This is a genomic window from Streptomyces sp. NRRL F-4489, assembly GCF_001509485.1.
In the GTDB taxonomy this organism is placed as follows: Bacteria; Actinomycetota; Actinomycetes; order Streptomycetales; family Streptomycetaceae; genus Streptomyces.
In genome coordinates this window covers 1-19,860 of the sequence record NZ_LLZI01000233.1, presented here as the reverse complement: position 1 = coordinate 19,860, position 19,860 = coordinate 1, and the positions used below count along the sequence as shown (strand labels likewise).

16 protein-coding genes are annotated in these 19,860 nt (G+C 76.1%); 3 read left to right on the top strand and 13 right to left on the bottom strand.

What is annotated here, in order from left to right; genetic code table 11:
• Positions 1 to 24: 24 nt before the first annotated feature.
• Together ADL22_RS20915 and purD are read right to left on the bottom strand one after the other, a co-directional pair.
• Positions 25 to 1,995 carry a hypothetical protein gene (locus ADL22_RS20915; RefSeq protein WP_234430787.1) on the bottom strand — a complete coding sequence of 657 codons (1,971 nt, stop codon included), beginning with the start codon at positions 1,993 to 1,995 and terminating at the stop codon, positions 25 to 27.
• Between the two features lie 477 nt (positions 1,996 to 2,472).
• Positions 2,473 to 3,729 (bottom strand): phosphoribosylamine--glycine ligase, encoded by a 1,257-nt coding sequence (purD, locus tag ADL22_RS20910; protein WP_066981794.1) that lies wholly within the window; start codon positions 3,727 to 3,729, stop codon positions 2,473 to 2,475.
• 292 nt (positions 3,730 to 4,021) lie between these two features.
• Between purD and ADL22_RS20905 the strand changes: the two genes are divergently transcribed.
• Positions 4,022 to 4,834, top strand: a complete 813-nt coding sequence (locus ADL22_RS20905; protein ID WP_066981791.1) for an SLATT domain-containing protein — start codon at positions 4,022 to 4,024, stop codon at positions 4,832 to 4,834.
• A 103-nt stretch (positions 4,835 to 4,937) separates the two neighbouring features.
• Here the strand turns inward: ADL22_RS20905 and ADL22_RS20900 are convergent, their stop codons facing one another.
• The 4 genes from ADL22_RS20900 to ADL22_RS20885 all read right to left on the bottom strand — a co-directional run bounded on the left by ADL22_RS20900 (position 4,938) and on the right by ADL22_RS20885 (position 8,980).
• Positions 4,938 to 5,588, bottom strand: coding sequence for a hypothetical protein (locus tag ADL22_RS20900; protein WP_066981788.1), 651 nt, complete (start codon positions 5,586 to 5,588; stop codon positions 4,938 to 4,940).
• 96 nt (positions 5,589 to 5,684) lie between these two features.
• Complete coding sequence (locus tag ADL22_RS20895; RefSeq protein WP_066981785.1) at positions 5,685 to 6,362, bottom strand: GntR family transcriptional regulator; 678 nt, start codon at positions 6,360 to 6,362, stop codon at positions 5,685 to 5,687.
• A gap of 230 nt (positions 6,363 to 6,592) precedes the next feature.
• Entirely contained in the window at positions 6,593 to 7,942 is a 1,350-nt protein-coding gene (locus tag ADL22_RS20890; RefSeq protein ID WP_066981782.1) for an aspartate aminotransferase family protein, read from the bottom strand.
• Between the two features lie 237 nt (positions 7,943 to 8,179).
• Entirely contained in the window at positions 8,180 to 8,980 is an 801-nt protein-coding gene (locus ADL22_RS20885; RefSeq protein ID WP_066981779.1) for a VTC domain-containing protein, read from the bottom strand.
• Between the two features lie 361 nt (positions 8,981 to 9,341).
• Here ADL22_RS20885 and ADL22_RS20880 point away from each other — a divergent pair, with 361 nt between their 5' ends.
• Positions 9,342 to 11,033, top strand: a complete 1,692-nt coding sequence (locus ADL22_RS20880; RefSeq protein ID WP_066981776.1) for a serine/threonine-protein kinase — start codon at positions 9,342 to 9,344, stop codon at positions 11,031 to 11,033.
• A 143-nt stretch (positions 11,034 to 11,176) separates the two neighbouring features.
• On the opposite strand, the gene ADL22_RS20875 is transcribed toward ADL22_RS20880, so the two are convergent.
• Positions 11,177 to 12,463, bottom strand: coding sequence for an adenylosuccinate synthase (locus tag ADL22_RS20875; protein WP_066981773.1), 1,287 nt, complete (start codon positions 12,461 to 12,463; stop codon positions 11,177 to 11,179).
• Between the two features lie 237 nt (positions 12,464 to 12,700).
• Between ADL22_RS20875 and ADL22_RS20870 the strand changes: the two genes are divergently transcribed.
• Positions 12,701 to 13,717 carry a hypothetical protein gene (locus ADL22_RS20870; RefSeq protein WP_079064296.1) on the top strand — a complete coding sequence of 339 codons (1,017 nt, stop codon included), beginning with the start codon at positions 12,701 to 12,703 and terminating at the stop codon, positions 13,715 to 13,717.
• A 96-nt stretch (positions 13,718 to 13,813) separates the two neighbouring features.
• Here ADL22_RS20870 and ADL22_RS20865 read toward each other — a convergent pair whose 3' ends face one another.
• The 6 genes from ADL22_RS20865 to ADL22_RS20840 form a co-directional block, all read right to left on the bottom strand.
• Entirely contained in the window at positions 13,814 to 14,470 is a 657-nt protein-coding gene (locus ADL22_RS20865) for a response regulator (RefSeq protein ID WP_066981770.1), read from the bottom strand.
• On the bottom strand, positions 14,467 to 15,786 hold the full coding sequence (locus ADL22_RS20860) for a sensor histidine kinase (RefSeq protein ID WP_066981863.1): 1,320 nt from the start codon (positions 15,784 to 15,786) through the stop codon (positions 14,467 to 14,469). The genes ADL22_RS20865 and ADL22_RS20860 overlap by 4 nt, the downstream gene beginning before the upstream one ends.
• 152 nt (positions 15,787 to 15,938) lie before the next feature.
• On the bottom strand, positions 15,939 to 16,739 hold the full coding sequence (locus ADL22_RS20855) for an alpha/beta hydrolase family protein (protein WP_066981768.1): 801 nt from the start codon (positions 16,737 to 16,739) through the stop codon (positions 15,939 to 15,941).
• Entirely contained in the window at positions 16,736 to 18,037 is a 1,302-nt protein-coding gene (kynU, locus tag ADL22_RS20850; protein ID WP_066981765.1) for a kynureninase, read from the bottom strand. The genes ADL22_RS20855 and kynU overlap by 4 nt, the downstream gene beginning before the upstream one ends.
• A complete protein-coding gene (locus ADL22_RS20845; protein WP_066981762.1) occupies positions 18,030 to 18,965 on the bottom strand; it encodes a tryptophan 2,3-dioxygenase family protein in 936 nt (311 codons plus the stop codon). Before ADL22_RS20845 ends, kynU begins: the two co-directional genes overlap by 8 nt.
• A 179-nt stretch (positions 18,966 to 19,144) precedes the next feature.
• Positions 19,145 to 19,558: a DUF3151 domain-containing protein gene (locus ADL22_RS20840; RefSeq protein ID WP_066981759.1), complete on the bottom strand. Its 414-nt coding sequence runs from the start codon at positions 19,556 to 19,558 to the stop codon at positions 19,145 to 19,147.
• Between the last annotated feature and the right edge of the window lie 302 nt (positions 19,559 to 19,860).

The following is a 19,860-nucleotide window of genomic DNA, read 5'->3' as shown; positions in this document are numbered from 1 at the left end:
GCCGCCGCGCCGGGCGGGCGGCGGTCAGACCAGCCGGACCGGCTTCTCCGGGCGCACGCCGACGCGGTGGAGCCAGCCGCGGAGCGGTTCGGCGTCGCCGTCGTCGACCAGGCTGAGCACCGGGCGGCCCAGATCGGCGCGGCGGGTGCCGTCCACCAGGAGGGCGGGGCCGTCGAGCCAGTCCAGGCCGGGGGCGGCGCCGGCGGTGTCCACGGCGGCGCAGCAGACCATGGCGGTGACGTGGTCGGCGAGCAGCTCGCGGGCGGTGCGGGGCGGCTGCGGGGGGAAGAGCGGCAGACCGCCGTCGGCGGTGCCGTCGCCCCAGGGGGCGTCCTGGGCGCCGGAGCGGGCGGCGCGGCCGCGGGCGGCCTGGCGGGCGGCCTCCTCGCGCTCCTCGCGGGCGACCTCGGCGCCCAGCCGGGCGGCCAGCAGATCGCCGGTCCGGGCGTCGCGGGTGAGGCGGTCGATGACCCGGGCGAGGGTCGGGCCGGCGGGGCCGTCGTCAGGCTCGGGCGGCGGGGCGGGCGCGGTGGTGGCGGGCGCCGGGGCGGTCTCGTCGGGGCGGCCGGGCCGGTCGGGGCCGAGGGCGCCGGGGTGGTGCGCGGCGGGCGTACGGGAGCGGGCACCGGCGTACGTCAGGGGCGGGACCGTGGCGGCGGCCGGATGGCGGGGGGCGGCGGGGGCGGCTTCAGGGGACGCGGCCAGGGGCGCGGCCTCCGGGGACGCGGCGGCGGGCGCCGGGTGGCCGGGGGCGCGGCCCGGGGCGGCGGGGGCGGCCTCCCGGCCGGGGGCGGTGTCCCGGCCGGGCTCGGGCGGGGCGGTCAGCGGGAGCTCGTCCAGGACGCGGTGGAGCCGGGCGGCCTCCAGGCGCCATTTGCGGTCCACGATCTCCTGCGGATACTGCTGCCAGCCGACCGGGGACCAGTCGGGGCCGGGCTCGGCCGGGCCGCCGTGGAAGAGCCGGGCGGCCAGCAGGGAGGCGGCGCGGTCGATGGCGCCGGGCTCCTCCAGCAGATCGCAGGCGGGCCGCTCGCCGAGGCGGGAGGCGAAGCCCTCGGCGAGGCGGTCGCGGCGGGACAGCTCGGTGAGCGCGGAGACCACGCCGGCGTCCAGCCGGGAGGGCCAGCGGCCCATCCGCCAGGCGGGCAGCGCGACCCGGGTCAGCAGGCGGTCCCAGCCCGCGTACGCCAGGCCGACCTGCTCCTGGGCGACGATCCGCAGGCCGTAGTCGACGCCCTGGGCGCGCTCGGACGCGGCGGCCGCGACCCCGCGCTCCATGAGGGCGGCGTGCTCGCGGGCGGCGCCCAGCAGCAGCCGGGCCACCCGGCCGACGAAGCGCAGCGGCAGCGCGCGCAGCGGGCCCCGGGCCCGGGCGGGCAGCGCGACGGCCGCGTCCAGCCCGCGCAGGAAGCGGCGGGCGGCGGCTATGTCGGGATGCGCGGACGGGCCGGTGCCGGCGACGACGGGGGCCAGCAGGGCGCGCAGCTCGGCGACCCGCATCCACCACAGGAACGGCGAGCCGATGACCAGGACCGGGGCCTCGGGCGCCCGGCGGCCGCCCCTGCGGGCGGACCGCGGCGGGCCGTGGGCGCGGTGGGTGCGGTCCTCCAGCCAGCTGTCGCAGTCCGGGGTGAGGGCTATGGCGGAGGGGGCGGGCACGTCGAGGCGGTCGGCGAGGTCGCGGACGAGGCGGTACAGGTCGGGGGCGGCCTCCTCGGCGATCGGGACGGAGGGGCTGAGCGCGGGCCGGGCCCGGGCGACGGTGACCGAGACCAGGGCGGCCAGCAGCAGGCCGAGGACGGCGAGCCCGCCGGCCGTCCAGCGGGCGACCGCCCAGCCGCCGCCGGTGCCGAGCCGGCCGGTGGCGCCGCCGGCGAGCAGCACCACCGTGACCGCGGCGGGCAGCAGGGCGAGGGCGAGCGCCCGGCCGCGGACGCGCAGCACCGCCAGGGCGCGGGCACGCGCCGCGAGGACGCCTGTTTCCGGGCTGGTCACGAGCCTGTACACCCCCTGCGGTCCGGGTGGAGCGGAGAGAACACGGGACGGTCGGACGACGGTCGTGCGGTGTGCGGGCGGGCCACTCCCGCTCCCCACCCACTGTGGCACCCGCCACTGACATCGCAATGCCGGTGAGCCAGTTGCCGGACGCCGCCGTGGCAGCCGCGCCGGGAACCGGCACCGCGACCGCAGGACGCTTGCGCGGCACCCTAGTTGGGGGTGGTGCGTTCGTCAGCCGGATAGCCGCGCGGTCACTCGATGGAATGGCTTTGGGCAAAGCCGGGCGTCCGATACGGGGGGTTATGGATCAGGTACGGGGCCGGGTTGCCGGCTTGAGGGGCGGGCACCGATGAGACGTGCCCGCAACGCAACTCGGGGCATATGCCATGGAGATGACATATGCCCCGGGTCGTTCATCTCGCCTGCCGCGCCGCGGAGTTCGCGGGTGCCGGCGGCGGTCCGTTCGGAAGCGTCCTACGCGTCGGCCGCCGCCTTCGCCGCGATGTCGGTGCGGTGCTGGGAGCCGTCCAGGGTGATCCGGCCGACGGCCCGGTAGGCGCGCTCGCGGGCGGTGGCCAGGTCGGCGCCGGTGGCGGTGACGGACAGCACCCGGCCGCCCGCGCTGAGCACCGCGCCGGACGCGTCGCGCCGGGTGCCGGCGTGCAGCACGTAGGCGTCCGGGGCGTCCTGCGCGGCGACCGCGTCCAGGCCGCCGATCGGGTCGCCGGTGCGCGGGGCGGCCGGGTAGTCGCGGGCGGCGATGACGACGGTGACCGCGGCGCCGTCGCTCCAGCGCAGCGGCGGGTGGGCGGCGAGCGTGCCGGTGGCGGCGGCGTGCAGCAGCCCGGCCAGCGGGGTCCGCAGACGGGCCAGGACGACCTGGGTCTCCGGGTCGCCGAACCGCGCGTTGAACTCGATCACCCGGATCCCGCGCGAGGTGATCGCCAGGCCCGCGTAGAGCAGCCCGGAGAACGGGGTGCCGCGGCGCCGCATCTCGTCGACGGTGGGCTGGAGGACGGTCCGCAGGACCTCGTCGACCAGCTGGGGGTCGGCCCACGGCAGCGGGCTGTAGGCGCCCATGCCGCCGGTGTTGGGGCCCTGGTCGCCGTCGTGGGCGCGCTTGAAGTCCTGGGCGGGCTGGAGCGGGACGACGGTCTCGCCGTCGGTGACGGCGAAGAGGGAGACCTCGGGGCCGTCGAGGAACTCCTCGATCACCACGCGGTCGCAGGCGCGCGCGTGGGCGCGGGCCGCGTCGGCGTCCCCGGTGACCACGACGCCCTTGCCGGCCGCCAGCCCGTCGTCCTTGACGACGTAGGGCGCGCCGAAGGCGTCCAGGGCCGCGTCGGCCTCCTCGGGGGTGGTGCAGACGTAGCTGCGGGCCGTGGGGACGCCGGCGGCGGCCATCACGTCCTTGGCGAACGCCTTGGAGCCCTCCAGCCGGGCGGCCTGCGCGGACGGGCCGAAGACCGGGATGCCGCGGGCGCGGACCGCGTCGGCTACGCCCGCCACCAGGGGGGCCTCGGGGCCGACGACGACGAGGTCGGCGGCCAGGCGCGCGGCCAGGTCGGCCACCGCCCCGCCGTCGAGGGCGTCGACCTCGTGCACCTCGGCGACCTCGGCGATCCCGGCGTTGCCGGGGGCGCAGTGCAGCGCGGTGACGTCGGGATCGAGGGACAGAGAGCGGCACAGGGCGTGTTCGCGGGCGCCGCCGCCGATGACGAGGACCTTCACGGGGTGCAGCCTAGACGAACGCACCAAGCGGCCGGCCGCCGGGAGTGCCCCGATCGCACAAACCCGGGCCGGGGCCGGGGGGCGGCGGCGCGCCCGCCGTCCGCGCGCACCGGGCAACTCTTTCGGGTGAGATCCGTGCGGGTCCCCTGGCGGATCCCCCACCACTTCCGGGCGGAAACCGGGCGATCTTGGGACAGAGCCCAGCCGTTCGGCGGTAGGAAGGGGGCGGTGCGCGGACCTCCCCGGAGGCCGCGGGCGCACCGCACGTATCCGCGTACGAGGGAGCGCACGGGTGAGTCAGCCGGAGATGCAGCCCGAGGGGCCCCCTCGGGGCGAGGGCGGGCCCGACCGGGGCCGTGAGCGGTACCCGGACCGCCGGCCGGAGCGGAGCGGGCCGGTCCGCCGGGCCGCCGGGCCGCTGCGGGCCCGCGGCGACCTCGTGGGGCGGGCGTTCCCGCACGGCGACTGGGGCGAGCCGGCGGGGCGGCTGGACGCGCTCTACCTGTGGAGCGAGGAGGGCGCGCTGCGGACCGCCGACTGGTATCTGCGCGACCGGCTGGCCAAGCGGCGGGGCGCGCGGGCGCTGCGGCTGGGGGCGGCGGCCGGGGTGACCGGCGGCGGGGCGCTGCCGCTGCTGGATCTCGCCGGGGTCTGGGAGCACGGGGCGCCGTGGGGGGCGCTGACGCTGCTGCTGGCGGCGGTGTGCGTGGGCTGCGACCGGTATTTCGGGATGACCGCGGGGTGGATGCGGGATCTGGCGACCGCGCAGGCGATCCACCGGCGGGTGGAGGCGCTCCAGTTCGACTGGGCGGCGGAGGGGGTGCGGGAGGTGCTGGGGCCGGCCGAGGGCACCGCGAGCGAGGCGGCGGAGCGCTGCCTGGCGCTGCTGCGGCGGTTCAACGAGGACATCGGGGAGCTGGTGCGGGCGGAGACGGCGGACTGGATGGTGGAGTTCCGGTCGGCGCCGGTGCCGCGGGCCACGCACGCGGTGGTGCCGTGGGCGGGGGCGCGGCAGGAGGGCGGCGGGCCTCCGGCGCGGTGGCCGCTGCCGCCCGGTACGCGGCCGAACATGCCGCGGCAGCGGCCGCCGGAGGCCCCGCGCTGAGGCGGGGTGCCGGGCAGGACGCGCGGGGGCCCTGCCCGGTGCCCGCACCGGCCCGGCGGTCCGGGCCCGGCGCCCGGCGCCCGGCCCGGCACCCCGCCCGGCGTCAGCTGAAGACGATCATGGAGCCCTGGCCCAGGCTCCGGGTGGCGGCCGCGTGCAGCCCCAGCCAGACGTGCCGCTCCCGGGCGAACGGGCCGTCGTCCTGGGGGACCACGGCGGCCCGCTCCTCCAGGGACGTGGGACCGGCCGGCGGGGCGGGCGCGGCGGGCGGGTTGGCCGGGTCGATGCCCAGCGCCGGGGCGACCAGTTCGAGATCGCGCAGCAGCCCGTGCGAGGAGCCCAGCGGGCCGCCGCCGGCCAGCAGCGTCTCGGTGGCGAGCGGGTGCGGGAAGTCGACCGGGACGTACGCGCCCGCGTGGTCGTAGTGCCAGACCAGGTGCGACTGCTGGGCGGTGGACTCGAACATCTCCAGCAACTGCTCGTAGTCGCCGCCGAGTTCGTCGACCGGGGTCACCTCCAGGCCGCACAGCCGCAGCAGGTAGGCGCGGCGCAGGAAGTGCAGCGCGTCGTAGTCGAAGCCGGCGACCGGCGCCACGTCGCCGGAGAGGCCCGGCATGTAGGAGAAGACCGGGATCTCCGGCAGGCCCGCGCCCGTCAGGGCCTCGTTGTAGGCGGCGATCTCTTCGGAGAACGGGTTGTCGGGGCTGTGGCACAGCACATCGACGAGGGGTACCAGCCACAGGTCACATGCCACGGGTGAGGGCTCGCTTCCGGTCGGGGACGGAGGGCACCGGCGCACGTACAGCCACGGGTACGGCCCATTACGGCCGATGGTCGGGACAGCGTAGTGCTAGCGGGCCGTTCCGACGAGAGCGAGGGCGTGCTCGTTGTAGTCGGCGATCAGCCGCTGGGCGTCGGCCAGGTCGTGCCGCAGCAGCGCGTCGGCGAGCGCGCCGTGGCCGTGCCAGAGGCGGTCCACCAGCCGCGGGGCGCCGCGCAGCAGCGGCACCGCGAACATCCAGGTCTGGACGCGCAGCCGGTCCAGGAAGTCGCTGATGTAGGCGTTCGCCACGATGCCGCTCAGCTCGCGCCAGAACCGCAGGTCGTAGCCGATCAGGACGTCCAGGTCGCCGGCCCGGGCGGCGCGTTCGGCCTCCTCGGCGCGGCGGCGGATGGAGACCAGCACCTCGGCGGGGGTGGCCGCCAGGGCCCGGCCGGCGTCGCTGCGGAAGATGCCCTCGATGACCAGGGTGCGGGCCTCGACCATGGCGCGGAAGTCGTCGGCGGTGAAGGCGTGGACCTTGAAACCGCGGTGCTGCTCGACATCGAGCAGGCCCTGGGCGCACAGGTCGAGCAGCGCCTCGCGCACCGGGGTCGCGGAGACGCCGTACTGGTCCGCGATCTCCTTGACGGTGAAGGGGTGGCCGGACGGCAGCCGGCCGGCCAGGATCTCGTCGCGCAGCGCCTCGGCGATCTGCTCGCGCAGCGTGCTGCGCCGTATGACTGAGCTGTCCGGGCCGGGGGCCATCCGGTGCGTCTCCTTCGGTCCATGACCGCGGGGTGAGCGGCTCCGGAACAGCCTAGGGGAGGCGGCCGGGGTGGTTTCACGTGAAACGTCGGCCGGCGGAGCCGTTCCACGATCTTTCCCAACGTTTCACGTGAAACATCGCGGTGTTTCACGTGAAACAGCGCACCGAGCGGCCCCCGCCGGCGTGGGCGGGGGCCGCTCGGTGCGCTGTCCGGGAAGGGCGGCCGGGCTCAGACGGTGTGCGCGTCGGCGGACGTCAGGGCCTCGTCCAGGGCCGCCAGACCCTCCTTGGCCTCCGCCTCGGTGATGGTGCAGGGCGGGACGACATGGGTGCGGTTCATGTTCACGAACGGCCACAGGCCGCCGCGCTTGCAGGCCGCGGCGAACTCGGCCATGGGGGCGTTGTCGGCGCCCGCGGCGTTGTAGGGCACCAGCGGCTCGCGGGTCTCCTTGCTGCGGACCAGGTCCAGGGCCCAGAAGACGCCCAGGCCGCGGACCTCGCCGACCGAGGGGTGGCGCTCGGCGATCTCGCGCAGCGCCGGGCCGATGACCTTCTCGCCGATCTCCGCGGCGTTCTCCACGATGCGCTCCTCGGCCATCGCGTTGATCGTCGCCACGGCGGAGGCGCAGGCCAGCGGGTGGCCGGAGTAGGTCAGGCCGCCGGGGTAGGGCCGCTGGTCGAAGGTGGCGGCGATCTCCGCGCTGATCGCCACACCGCCGAGCGGGACGTAGCCGGAGTTGACGCCCTTGGCGAAGGTGAGCAGGTCGGGGGTGACACCGAAGTGGTCGGCGGCGAACCAGCGGCCGGTGCGGCCGAAGCCGGCCATCACCTCGTCGAAGATCAGCACGATGCCGTAGCGGTCGCAGAGCTCGCGGACGCCGGCGAGGTAGCCGGGCGGCGGGACCATGATGCCGGCGGTGCCGGGGACGGTCTCCAGGATGATCGCGGCGATCGCCTGGGGGCCCTCGAAGGCGATGGTCTGCTCCAGGTGGGCCAGCGCGCGCTCGCACTCCTGCGCCTCGGTCTCGGCGTGGAACGGCGAGCGGTACAGGAACGGGCCCCAGAAGTGGACGACGCCGGCCGAACCGGAGTCGGAGGGCCAGCGGCGCGGGTCACCGGTGAGGTTGATCGCGGCGGCGGTGGCGCCGTGGTACGAGCGGTAGGTGGAGAGCACCTTGGGGCGGCCGGTGTGCAGCCGGGCCATCCGGACGGCGTTCTCCACCGCCTCGGCGCCGCCGTTGGTGAAGAAGATCTTGTCGAGGTCGCCGGGGGTGCGCTCGGCGATCAGCCGGGCGGCCTCGGAGCGGACGTCGACCGCGAAGCCCGGGGCGAGCGTGCAGAGCTTGCCGGCCTGCTCCTGGATGGCCGCGACGACCTTGGGGTGCTGGTGGCCGATGTTGGTGTTGACCAGCTGGGACGCGAAGTCGAGGTAGCGGTTGCCGTCGTAGTCCCAGAAGTACGAGCCCTCGGCCCCGGCGACCGGCAGCGGGTCGATCAGGCCCTGGGCGGACCAGGAGTGGAAGACGTGCGCGCGGTCGGCGGCCTTCACGGCGGCGGGGTCGGAGTGCGTCGTGCTCACGGTCAGTACCTCGGATCGGTCGCGGGAGTCCGTCGCCGGACAGGACGGCTGCGGCTCCCAGCCTAGGGATCACGGTGCGCTGACCGGTACCGACACTGTGTATGGCGCTCACCACGGGCACGGACAGTATGTCTACGGTCCTGGAGGAATCTCCAGGGATGCCCGGGGGTGGGGGGAGTGCCCCCGGGCTCCGTCAGGATCCGCGGCGCGCGGGGCGCGGGGCGCCCGGCACCGCGGTCAGGCCGCCGCGGCGGTGGGGAAGGCGGTCCGGACCGCCCCGCGCGGGTGGTTGGCGTACAGATGCGGGCGCAGCGCGGACAGCCCGCCGCAGTACTTGGTGAACTCGGCCGCCTGGAGGCCGTGTCGGGCCAGCAGGCGGTCCGCCTCGGTCAGCCGGCCGCTGGTCTTGGTCTCGACGAGCACCAGGCCGCCGTCGGCGCGCACCGTGCGGCCGGTCTCCAGATCGCGGCAGACCAGCCCGATGTCGCAGGTGACCCGCTGGCCGTCGGCGACGAAGGTGGCCCGGGTGTACTCGGTCTCCAGGGCCCGGCCGAGGTCGGCGGGGGCCGCGATGCCGTAGGCGCGGTCCAGGACACCGGCGAGGAAGTCGCGCGGGGCCCCGGCCGGCGCCTGGTAGCCGGGCATCAGCGGCTGCCGGTGCTTGACCGTGCGGCCGTGCCGGCCCTTGAGCTTGACCTCCAGCTGGCGCTCGCCGGTGTCCGCGTAGAGCCGCTCGCGGAGGCGGTAGCGGAGCCGGCCGTGCTGCCGGTGGTCGTGGAAGGAGCGCAGGTCGGGGGTGTCGTAGTGGACGGAGCGGTAGCGGAACCAGCGGCGGCCGTTGATACACAGCGCGGCGAACGGGCCGCCGGGGCGGCGGCGGTCGGTGAGCTCGGCGGCGAAGGCGGTGAAGACCTCGGCCGGGACCAGATAGCTGGAGCTGTAGCGGGCGAGGAGCTCGGCGCGGGCCTGCACCTCGGACAGCGGGACGGGGCGGGCGGCCATGGCGGCGCGCGCGAGGGCTCGTACGGCGGGTGTCACACGGTCTCCTTGCGGAAAGGGGGACGGGGGATCGTGCGGGTCCTGTCGTCGCTCGTGCGGTTTTTCTCCTTTCTTTACGATCCATAACCTCGGAAAGTTCCAGCACACGGAATCGGCCATCCATCCCGTCAGTTCCGGCCGCTGAGCGCGGAATTGACGCCTCCTCGCGTTACCTGCCCGTTCGCCCGGCGGGGCCGCGGCCGCGCCCCGGTGGCGGCGGTCCACGCGGCCGTCCGTACGGGCCCGGGGCTTGGCCGGATACCGCTCCCCCGGCCGTCCGGACCGCCTCGGTATCCTCACCGCGGACGAGCGGCCGCCCCGTGGGGCGGAGCCGGGGGATCCGGGCAAGGGGGCGGCGGACATGGCACAGCCGGGACGGACGGGGCGGCAGGGACGGGTGGGACGGTCCGGCGCCCTCACACCGCTCGGACCGCAGGACCCCCGCAGGATCGGCGAGTACCGCCTGCTGGGGCGGCTCGGCGAGGGCGGGATGGGGCGGGTGTTCCTGGCCCGTTCGGACCGCGGCCGGACCGTCGCGGTCAAGCTGGTGCGGGAGGAACTGGCCCACCAGGAGGAGTTCCGGGCCCGGTTCCGCCGCGAGGTGCGGGCCGCCCGCACGGTCGGCGGCGAGTGGACCGCGCCCGTCCTGGACGCCGACACCGAGGCCGCGACCCCGTGGCTGGCCACCGGCTACATCGCCGGGCCCTCGCTCCAGCAGGTCGTCGGCGGCGGCGCCCCGCTGCCCGAGCGCACGGTGCGGATCCTGGCCGCCGGGCTGGCCCGCGCGCTGGGCTGCGTGCACGCGGCCGGCCTCGTCCACCGCGACCTCAAGCCGTCCAACGTCCTGCTGACCCTGGACGGGCCGCGGGTGATCGACTTCGGCATCGCGCGCGCCCTGGAGGGGATGGCCGGCGGGGTGACGCATACCGGGGCGGCGGTCGGCTCCCCCGGCTTCATGGCGCCCGAGCAGGTCCGCGGTGAGCCGCTCACACCGGCCTGCGACGTGTTCTGCCTGGGGTCGGTCCTGGTCTACGCGGCGACCGGCCGGCAGCCGTTCGGCTCCGCGACGACCCTGCCGCACGCGATGATGTACCGCATCGCCGAGGAGGAGCCGGACCTGACCGGGCTCCCCGAGGGGCTGACCGGTCTGGTGACCGCCTGTCTGGCCAAGGACCCGGCCCGCCGCCCCACGCCGGAGCAGTTGGTGGCGCTGGCGGAGCGGGGCCTGCCCGCCGGCGGGGCGGCCGAGGACGAGCCGTGGCTCCCGGGGCCGCTGGTGGCCCGCCTGGGGCGGCACGCCGTGGAACTGCTGGAGGCGGAGGACCCGGGGGATGGCGGACCGGCGACGGCCCCGGGGGGCGTCGGTTCGGCGCGGGTCCCGGAGTACGGCGCCGCGGCCCCCACCCCGGAGTACGGCGCGCCACCCACCCCGGAGTACGGCGCGGCGGCCCCCGCCCCTGGAGGCAGCGGCCCGGCCCCGGTCCCGTACACCGCCGTCCCGCAGCCGGGGACGCCCGCCACCCCGGCCCCCGCTCCGACCCCGCCCCCGGCCCCCGCGCGCCGCCGCCGGGCCGGCCGCCGCAAGGCCGGCCGGACGCTGCTGGCCGGGGCCGCGCTGGCGCTGGCCGGGGCGGGCGCGGCCACCGCGTACGTGCTGCTCGGCGGCGCGCCCGGCGACGCCTCCGCCACCGAACGGGCCACCGCACCGGCCCGGCCGGCCGGCGGCATCCCGGACGCCTACCTGGGCGTGTGGTCCACCACCGTGGGCGACTCGGCACTGGACGTCCGCCGCTTCACCCTCGTCCAGGGGAAGCCGGGGCAGACCGTCCTCCGGATGCAGGCCACCGGCCCCACCTACGACTGCCGCTTCACGGCCACCCTGGAGAGCGCCGGCCCGCCCGTCCGCCTCGGCCCGTCCACCGTGGTCTCCGGGCCGCCCGACACCTGCCGCCCCGGCTCCCCCAGCACCCTGGAGCTGATGGCGGGGAAGCTGCGGCGCACCTTCGACGACGCGGGCGGCAAGGCCCCGCTCCTGTACACCCGGGCGAAGTGACGTCCGCCGACGGGAGCGAACGGGACCCGGCGCGCACCAATGGGAACGGGGTGGCGGCGCGGCCCCGTGGACCCCGCCGCCACCCCGGACGGCCCCCGGCCTGACAGCCGGCCGGCGGCGTACTCCTTACAACCCGGAATCCCTTACGACAGGAACGAGTTGATCTCGATCGTCTCGTCGCGGCCGGGGCCGACGCCGATGGCCGAGATCGGGGCGCCGGACATCTCCTCCAGCGCCTTGACGTACGCCTGCGCGTTCTTCGGCAGGTCGGCGAAGGTCTTGGCCTGGGTGATGTCCTCGGACCAGCCCGGCAGCATCTCGTAGACCGGCTTCGCGTGGTGGAAGTCGGTCTGGCTGTAGGGCAGCTCCTCGACGCGCTCGCCGTCGATCTCGTAGGCCACGCAGACCGGGATCTGCTCCCAGCCGGTGAGCACGTCGAGCTTGGTGAGGAAGAAGTCGGTCAGGCCGTTGACGCGGGTGGCGTAGCGGGCGATCACCGCGTCGAACCAGCCGCAGCGGCGGTCCCGGCCGGTGGTGACACCGCGCTCGCCGCCGATCCGGCGCAGCGCCTCGCCGTCCTCGTCGAACAGCTCGGTCGGGAACGGCCCGGCGCCCACGCGGGTGGTGTACGCCTTGAGGATGCCGATCACCCGGCTGATCTTCGTCGGGCCGACGCCGGCGCCGGTGCAGGCACCGCCGGCGGTCGGGTTCGAGGAGGTGACGAAGGGGTACGTGCCGTGGTCGATGTCGAGCAGGGTGCCCTGCCCGCCCTCGAAGAGCACGACCTTGTCGTCGTCCAGCGCCTTGTTGAGGATCAGGGTGGTGTCGGCGACGTAGCCCTTGATCTTGTCGGCGTAGCCCAGCAGCTCCTCGACGACCTGCCCGGCCTCGATGGCGCGGCGGTTGTAGAGCTTGGTCAGCAGCTGGTTCTTGACGTCGAGGGCCGCCTCGACCTTCTGGACCAGGATCGACTCGTCGTAGAGGTCCTGGACCCGGATGCCGGTGCGGTTGATCTTGTCGGCGTAGGTCGGGCCGATGCCGCGGCCGGTGGTGCCGATCTTCCGCTTGCCGAGGAAGCGTTCCGTCACCTTGTCGACGGTGATGTTGTACGGCGTGATCAGATGCGCGTTACCGCTGATCAGCAGCTTGGACGTGTCGACGCCGCGGTCGTTGAGTCCGCTCAGCTCGGAGAGCAGGACCGCCGGGTCCACGACGACACCGTTGCCGATGACCGGGGTGCATCCCGGCGAGAGGATTCCGGAAGGGAGGAGGTGGAGTGCGTACTTCTGGTCGCCGACGACGACCGTGTGGCCGGCGTTGTTGCCGCCCTGGTAGCGCACCACGTAGTCCACGGATCCACCGAGCAGGTCGGTGGCCTTTCCCTTGCCCTCATCACCCCACTGAGCACCGAGCAGCACAAGTGCGGGCACAGGCGTACACCCCTTCCGGGCGGGGCATGTCCAACGTGCGTGGCCGGCGTCGCGCCGCGTGCAGGACGCGGACGGCGTCGCCGGAGCCGTCGGACCGGTGCCCCGGAATAGACGAAGCCCCTGGCGCAATAGCGCAAGGGGCTCTTGCACCGAGATGCTACCTGAGGAAGGACCGAGGTGTCGGCGCAGTCTTCTGGGCACTCTCCCGCGGACTCCGTCCGGGGGTGCCCCCTGCTTGTGGTCATCGACCCGGTAGCCCGCAGGACGGACGGCGAGTCCGTGCGGATCGCGAAGGACGTCCTGTGCGCGGGCGCGGGGGCGAAGATCTGCCTGCCGGAGGGGCCCGCGGAATTCGCCCAGGCGCTGGCCCGGCGGGGCCGCCGGCGCCCGGTGCTGATCGGCGACGACCGGGCGCTGCTGCGGGCGGTGGAGCTGCTCCACAAGGAGCGCGAGCTGTCCGGCGTACCGCTGTCCCTGGTGCCGGTGGGGCCGCCGGAGGCGGTGGCGCTGAGCCGGACGCTGGGCGTCCCCACGGACGCGGTGGCCGCCGCGCGGACGGTCCTGGACGGCGGTGAGCGCCCGATGGACCTCCTCACCGACGACAGCGACGGCATCGTGCTGGGCGGTCTGCGGATCCCCTGCGGCGACGGGGACGGGCCGCTGCCCGCCTACGGGCCGTACGCGCCGCACGGCGCCCTCGGGGAGCGCGGCGTGGCCGCCGTCCCCGGGGCGGTGAACGGCGACCGCGGCCCGGAGGCGGACGGGGAGACCGAGGACCCGGACGGCCCAGGGGCCGGGGTGCGGCACTGGTGGGAGCCGGCCGCGCGGACCGCCCGGACGGCGCTGTCGCTGCTGGCGGCGCCCGCGGCCGGGCGGCGCGGCCCCGTACGGCCGGGTGCCGCCGGGGCGGGCGGGCGGCGGGGCCGGGTGCCGGCGCAGCGGCTGCGGCTGCGGGTGGAGGCCGACGGGGCGCTGCTGGCCGACCTGGACCGGCCGGTGCGCGGGGTGTCGGTCATACCGGGCGGCGGGGACGGCGGCGCGGTCGGCGCCCACCCCGCCGTGCAGCCGGGCGGGCTGGCCGAGGTGGTCGTGCACTGGCCCGGCGAGGAGCGGCCGGTACGGACCCGGGCGCGGGCCGTGACGGTCTCCGGGGCGGACTTCCACTACCGGGCGGACGCCCTGGTCGGCGGCCCGGTGCGGACCCGGACGTGGACGGTGCAGGCGGGGGCCTGGCGGCTCCAGCTGCCGCGGTAGCCGGGGGCCCGGCGGCTCCGGTTGCCCCGGTAGCGGGCACCGCCGCCCGCTGTCCACAGCCTGTGGACAGGCGCGGACGCGCGGGCACCGAGGCCGTCACCCGCCCGGCGTCACCAGCCGCGCCTCGTACGCGAACACCGCCGCCTGGGTGCGGTCGCGCAGTCCGAGCTTCACCAGGATCCGGCTGACGTGCGTCTTCACCGTCGACTCCGCGACGACGAGATGTGCGGCGATCTCCCCGTTGGACAGCCCCTGCGCCACCAGCACCAAGACCTCGGTCTCCCGCTCGGTCAGCTCGCCGATCCGCTCCTGGGCCGGGGCGCGCGGCGCGCCCAGCCGGGAGAACTCGCTGATCAGCCGCTTGGTCACGGTCGGCGCGAGCAGCGCCTCGCCGGCCGCGACGATCCGCACGCCCTCGGCGAGCTGGCCGGCCGAGGCGTCCTTGAGCAGGAAGCCGCTGGCCCCGGCCCGCAGCGCCTGGTACACGTACTCGTCCAGGTCGAAGGTGGTCAGCACCAGCACCTTGGCGTCCGCGTCGGCCGCGACGATCTCGCGGGTGGCCTCCAGACCGTTCATCTCCGGCATCCGGATGTCCATCAGGACCACGTCGGGCTTGAGCAGCGCGACCTTCCGCACCGCCGCCCGGCCGTCCACCGCCTCGCCGATGACCTCGATGTCCGGCATCGCGTTGAGCAGCACGGAGAAGCCCTCGCGGACCATCACCTGGTCGTCGACGATCAGTACCCGGATCATGCCCCGCTCCCGCCCGGCGCGCCGTCCGCCGCCGTGTTCGCCACCGGGAGGAACGCGGCGACCTCGAAGCCGCCCTCCTCGGTGTGGTCCGCCGTCATCTCCCCGCCGAGCATCTGCACCCGCTCCCGCATGCCCAGCAGCCCGTGGCCGGCGCCCGGCGACGGTTTGGCGAGCCTACTGGGCGGACCGTTGACGATCCGCAGCCCGAGCCCGCCCAGGACGTAGGAGATCTCCACCCGGGCGTCCGCGCCGGGCGAGTGGCGCAGCGCGTTGCTCAGCGCCTCCTGCACGATCCGGTACGCCGAGAGCTCCACGCCCTGCGGCAGCGGCCGGACGCTGCCGGTGGTCACCGCCTCGACCGACAGCCCGGCGCCGCGGACGCTGTCCAGCAGCCCGTCCAGGCTGGCCAGCGTCGGCTGCGGCGCCTCCGGGTCGCGTTCGGCGAAGGCGTCGGGGTCCTCGGAGCGGACCACGCCGAGGATGCGGCGGAGTTCGGTGAGCGCCGCGACGGCGTTCTCCCGGATGGTGGCGAACGAGGTGGCCAGCTCCGGCGGCGGGTCGGCGACCCGGTACGGCGCGGCCTCGGCCTGGATGGCGATCACCGACATATGGTGCGCCACGACGTCGTGCAGCTCCCGCGCGATCAGCGCGCGCTCCTCCAGCAGGGTGCGGCGGGACCGCTCCTCGGCGGTCACGCTGCGGGTCTCGACGACCTGCCGGCGCTCCTCCCGCCAGGCCCGCACCGCGGCCGCGGCGACCAGCAGCACCCCGGAGAAGAACGCCACCGTCGGGATGTCGCTGGTGTCGCCGCCCCCGGTCAGCAGCGTCATCACCACGCCCACCCCGAAGGTGACCAGCCACATCTCCGCCGCCAGCCGCGGCCGGGTGCGCAGCACGACCAGCAGCATCACGGCCAGGTGGGCGGCGAAGAACTCGCCCCACAGGGTGCCGTAGCCGAGCAGGAAGCGGTTGGCGACCGCCCCGGCGAACAGCGCCACCAGCGACAGCCAGAAGGCGCCCACCGGCCGGAACAGCACCAGCGCCACCGGCACCGCGTACAGCAGGGCCAGCACGCCCTCCAAGACCTGGCGCGCCGGGCTGATGCCGTAGCCGCCGGTGGCGCCCGTCAGCAGGACGCAGACCGCGAGGAAGGCGACGGCGGTGTGCGGGAGCCAGCGGGCCCAGCGCCGCACGCGGGCCGGCATCCCCGGCAGCCACCGGGTGAGCTTGGCGTCGTCCAGCGGCGGCAGCGGGCGGAGGGCGAAGGCGCCGGCGAACAGGTCCTGGCGCAGGGTGTGCAGCGCGCCGTGGACCATCCGCGCCTCCGAGCGCAGGTGGCTGTGCGTCTGGGGGGTCTCGTTCACGTACCCCACGGTAAGCAGCCCGGGGGCGTCCGGGCGTCCGCACGGAAGGGGATCTGCGGGGGTCCGTCTGAAGTACTACGGGGGTGGGTACGGGGCGGGGCTCGCTAAGGGGAGCCCGGCGGCGGGCCCTCCGCCGGGCCGCTCGGCTCGGGGGCGCGGAGCAGGCCGAGGAGGACGGTGAACGCGGCGGTGCCGGGCGTGACCGGGGCGTAGTGGCCGGTGCCGGGGAGTTCTCGCAGGTCGGCGGCGGGGTGGGCGGCGGCGTAGCGGCGGGAGAGCTCCGGCGGGACGTCCGGGTCGGCGGTGCCGTGCAGGAGCGTGACCGGGATCCCGGCGGGCGGGCGGCGGACCGGGTCGGCGGCGGCCAGGCGGCCGGCGAAGCCGGGCCCGGCCCCGAGCAGCCCGGCGACCGCGCCGCCGCTCAGCCCCAGCGCGTGCGCCCGGGCCAGGTCGGCGACGGGCGCCACGGCGACGACCCGGGTCACCGGGGTGCCGGGGCGGGCGGCGGCGAGCAGCGCGAGGTGGCCGCCGGCCGAGTGGCCGGCGAGGACCACCGGGCGGGGCGGCGCCCCGGGCCCGGCCGCCCCGGCCGCCGCCGCGATGGCCGCCGCCACGTCCTGGAAGGTGTGCGGCGCGCCGCCGCCCGCGCCGACCCTGCGGTACTCGGCGAGCGCCACCGCCATCCCGTGCCGGGCCAGCTCGGCCGCGCACGGCGAGAGGTGGCGCCGGTCGTACGCGGCCCGCCAGAAGCCGCCGTGCAGCAGGACGACGAGCGGACCGGTGCCCGGCCACGGGCCGTAGAGGTCCACGACCTGGTCCGGGTGCGGGCCGTACGCCAGCGTCCGGTCCGGGGCCACCGGGGCCAGCCCCAGCAGCGCCGCCTCCTCGTCCGCCGCGGCGCTCACTCCGCGCTGCCGCCCGGGGCGGGCCCGGCGCCGGGCTCAGCGGCCGCCGGGCCGGTGTCCGCCGCCGCCCGGTCCCGCAGCACCTCGCCGAGCACCCACGCCGCCCGCTCCGCGTCCGCGAACGCCGTGTACAGCGGCGTGAAGCCGAAGCGCAGCACGTCCGGCGGGCGGTAGTCGCCGACCACCCCGCGCCGGATCAGCTCCGCCATCACCTCGCCCGCCCCCGGGCACGCCAGCGACACCTGGCTGCCGCGCCGCCGGTGGTCGGACGGCGTGACCGACCGGACCCGTCCGGGCGGCGCGTACGCGGCCACGCACTCCAGGAAGAAGTCGGTCAGCGCCAGGCTCTTGGCCCGCACGTCCTCGACGGCGACGCCGTCCCACGCCTCCAGCGCCGCCTCCAGCGCCAGCATCGAGAGGATGTCGGGGGTGCCGACCCGGCCGCGCAGGATGCCGTCCGCCGGGGTGTAGCCCGGCTCCATCCCGAACGGATCGGTGTGCGAGTTCCAGCCCGGCAGCGGCGACTCGAACCGCTCCTGCAGACTCCGCCGGATGTAGAGGTACGCGGGCGAACCCGGCCCGCCGTTGAGGTACTTGTACGTGCAGCCCACCGCGAGGTCCGCGCCGCACGCGTCCAGCGCGACCGGCAGCGCCCCGGCGCTGTGGCACAGGTCCCACACCGCCAGCGCGCCCGCGGTGTGCAGCGCGGCGGTGATCGACGCCATGTCGTTCAGCTCGCCGGTGCGGTAGTCGACGTGGTTGACCAGCGCCAGCGCGGTCCGCTCGGTGACCTCGTCGGCGATCCGGGCCGGCTCGACCGGCCGCACCGCCAGGCCCGCCATCCGGGCCGCGGAACGCGCGATATAGCCGTCGGTGGGGAACGTCGCGGCGTCCACCAGGATCTCGGCGGTGCCCTTCCCGGCCATCCGGATCGCGCCGGCCACCGCCTTGAAGACGTTGACGCTGGTGGAGTCGCCGACCACCACCTGGCCGGGGGCCGCGCCGATCAGCGGGGCGATCCTCTCGCCGATCCGCTCCGGCGCCGTCCACCAGCCGGCCTCCGTCCAGGACCGGATGCGCAGCTCGCCCCACTCGCGCTCGATCACCTCGGCGATCCGGCCGGGCACCGAGCGGGGCAGCGCGCCCAGGGAGTTGCCGTCGAGGTAGACCGTGTCGTCCAGGACGAACCGCTCGCGGGTGGCGGTGAGCGGGCCGGCCGCGTCCAGCTCGGCCGCCCGGGCGGCCTCCGTACGCTCCGGGGCCGCCGCGCCCTGCGGGAATTCCGGGCGCTCAGACATGGCTGCGCGCCGTCCACAGCTCGGGGAAGACGTTCTTGCGGGCCCGCTTCTCCAGCCAGGCCACACCCGCCGAACCGCCGGTGCCCACCTTCGACCCCATCGCCCGCCGGGTCGCCACCAGATGGTCGTTGCGCCAGCGCCAGACCAGCTCCGCGACATCGGTCAACAGCTCGGCCAGCCGGACCAGTTCGGAGTCCTGCGGCCCGGCGAGGACGCCCGCCCAGACCTCCTCGACGTCCGGGTCCGGCTCGTGGCGCGCGGCCGGATCGCGGCGCAGCACCGCCTCCGGTACGGGGTGGCCGCGGCGGGCCAGCAGCCGCAGCACCTCGTCGTACAGGCTCGGTTCGTGCAGCGCCTTCTCCAGCGCGGCGTGGTCCTCCGGCGCGCCGCGGTGCGGCACCAGCATCGACGCGGACTTCTCGCCGAGCAGGAACTCCAGCCGCCGGTACATCGCGGACTGGAAGCCGCTGCCCTCGCCGAGCGCGCCGCGGAAGGCGTTGAACTGCGCGGGCGTCAGCCGGGCCAGCGGCCGCCAGGCGGCGTTCAGCGCCTCCAGCTCCCACGTGGAACGGCGCAGCGCGTCCATCGCCGCCGGCAGGTCGTCCCGGCGCAGCGCCTCGCAGGCGGTGTGCCACTCGTGGACGATGACGGTGAACCACAGCTCCATCACCTGGGTGGTGACGAGGAAGACCATCTCGCCCGGGTCGTCGGACTGGAGCTGCTGGAGGTGGGTGAGGACGCTGGCGCGGACGTAGTCCTCGTACGGGGTGGTGGAGTCGGCGCCGATGCCGAGATCCGGGCCGAACGGCGGCTGCTCGTCGTGCGGTGCGGCGTCGGGGGACGCGGGCTCGCCGGGCGCGGCCTCGGGGGGCGCGGTGTGCGGCGCCGGGGCGCGGTCCGCGGGGTCGGCGGGAGACGGCTGCGACATGAGGGACTCCTCAGGTGCGAACTACCGGGTAGCGGTCCGCTCCTTCCTCGTCGGCACGGGAGCCCCGGTCCCCTCGGGCCGGGACGACCCGGCCCACTGAAATCATGAGCGCTGCGCCACCACCGCGCAAGGCCCGGCCGCGAGCGGTGCCGCGGCCGGGCCCGTGCGAGCCGGTGTCCTCAGGACAGGGTGTCGGCCGCGGTCGGCGAGGACTCGCGGAGGAAGGCCGTGCAGCGCTCGTACTCCTCCTGCTCCCCGATCGCCCGGGCCGCGCGGGCCAGGGCGTGCAGCGCGCGCAGGAAACCGCGGTTCGGCTCGTGCTCGAACGGCACCGGGCCGTGGCCCTTCCAGCCGGCCCGGCGCAGCGCGTCCAGACCGCGGTGGTAGCCGGTACGGGCGTAGGCGTACGACTCGACGGTCCGGCCGGCCTCGAAGGCGTCATCGGCGAGCTGCGCCCAGGCCAGGGACGAGGCCGGGTACTTCGCGGCGACATCGGCCGGCGCGGTGCCCGCGGCGAGCGCGGCGCGGGGCTCGGGGTCGTCGGGCAGGTGGGTGGGGGGCGGGCCGCCTAGGAGATTTTCGTTAATGGGCATGGCCACAGTGTGCCGGGTCGCCTGGCGGCTGGCCGCATCCCACGTTGTCGGCGGTCCCGCCGTGGGGGGTTTTGCGGCTCGCTGCGCGTTGCCGGTGGGGCTCTTGTGCGGTGTCGGCTTTCCCGCCGTGGGTTGTTTTTTGCGCCTGCGGCGCTGGGCCGCTGCGCGGGGCTGTTGGGTGCGGTGACGGGCTGGTGGGGTGGGGGTGTCCGGACGTAAAGCGCAGCAGTCCGGACACCCCCACCCCACCAGCCCGTCACCGCACCCAACAGCCCCGCGCAGCGGCCCAGCGCCGCAGGCGC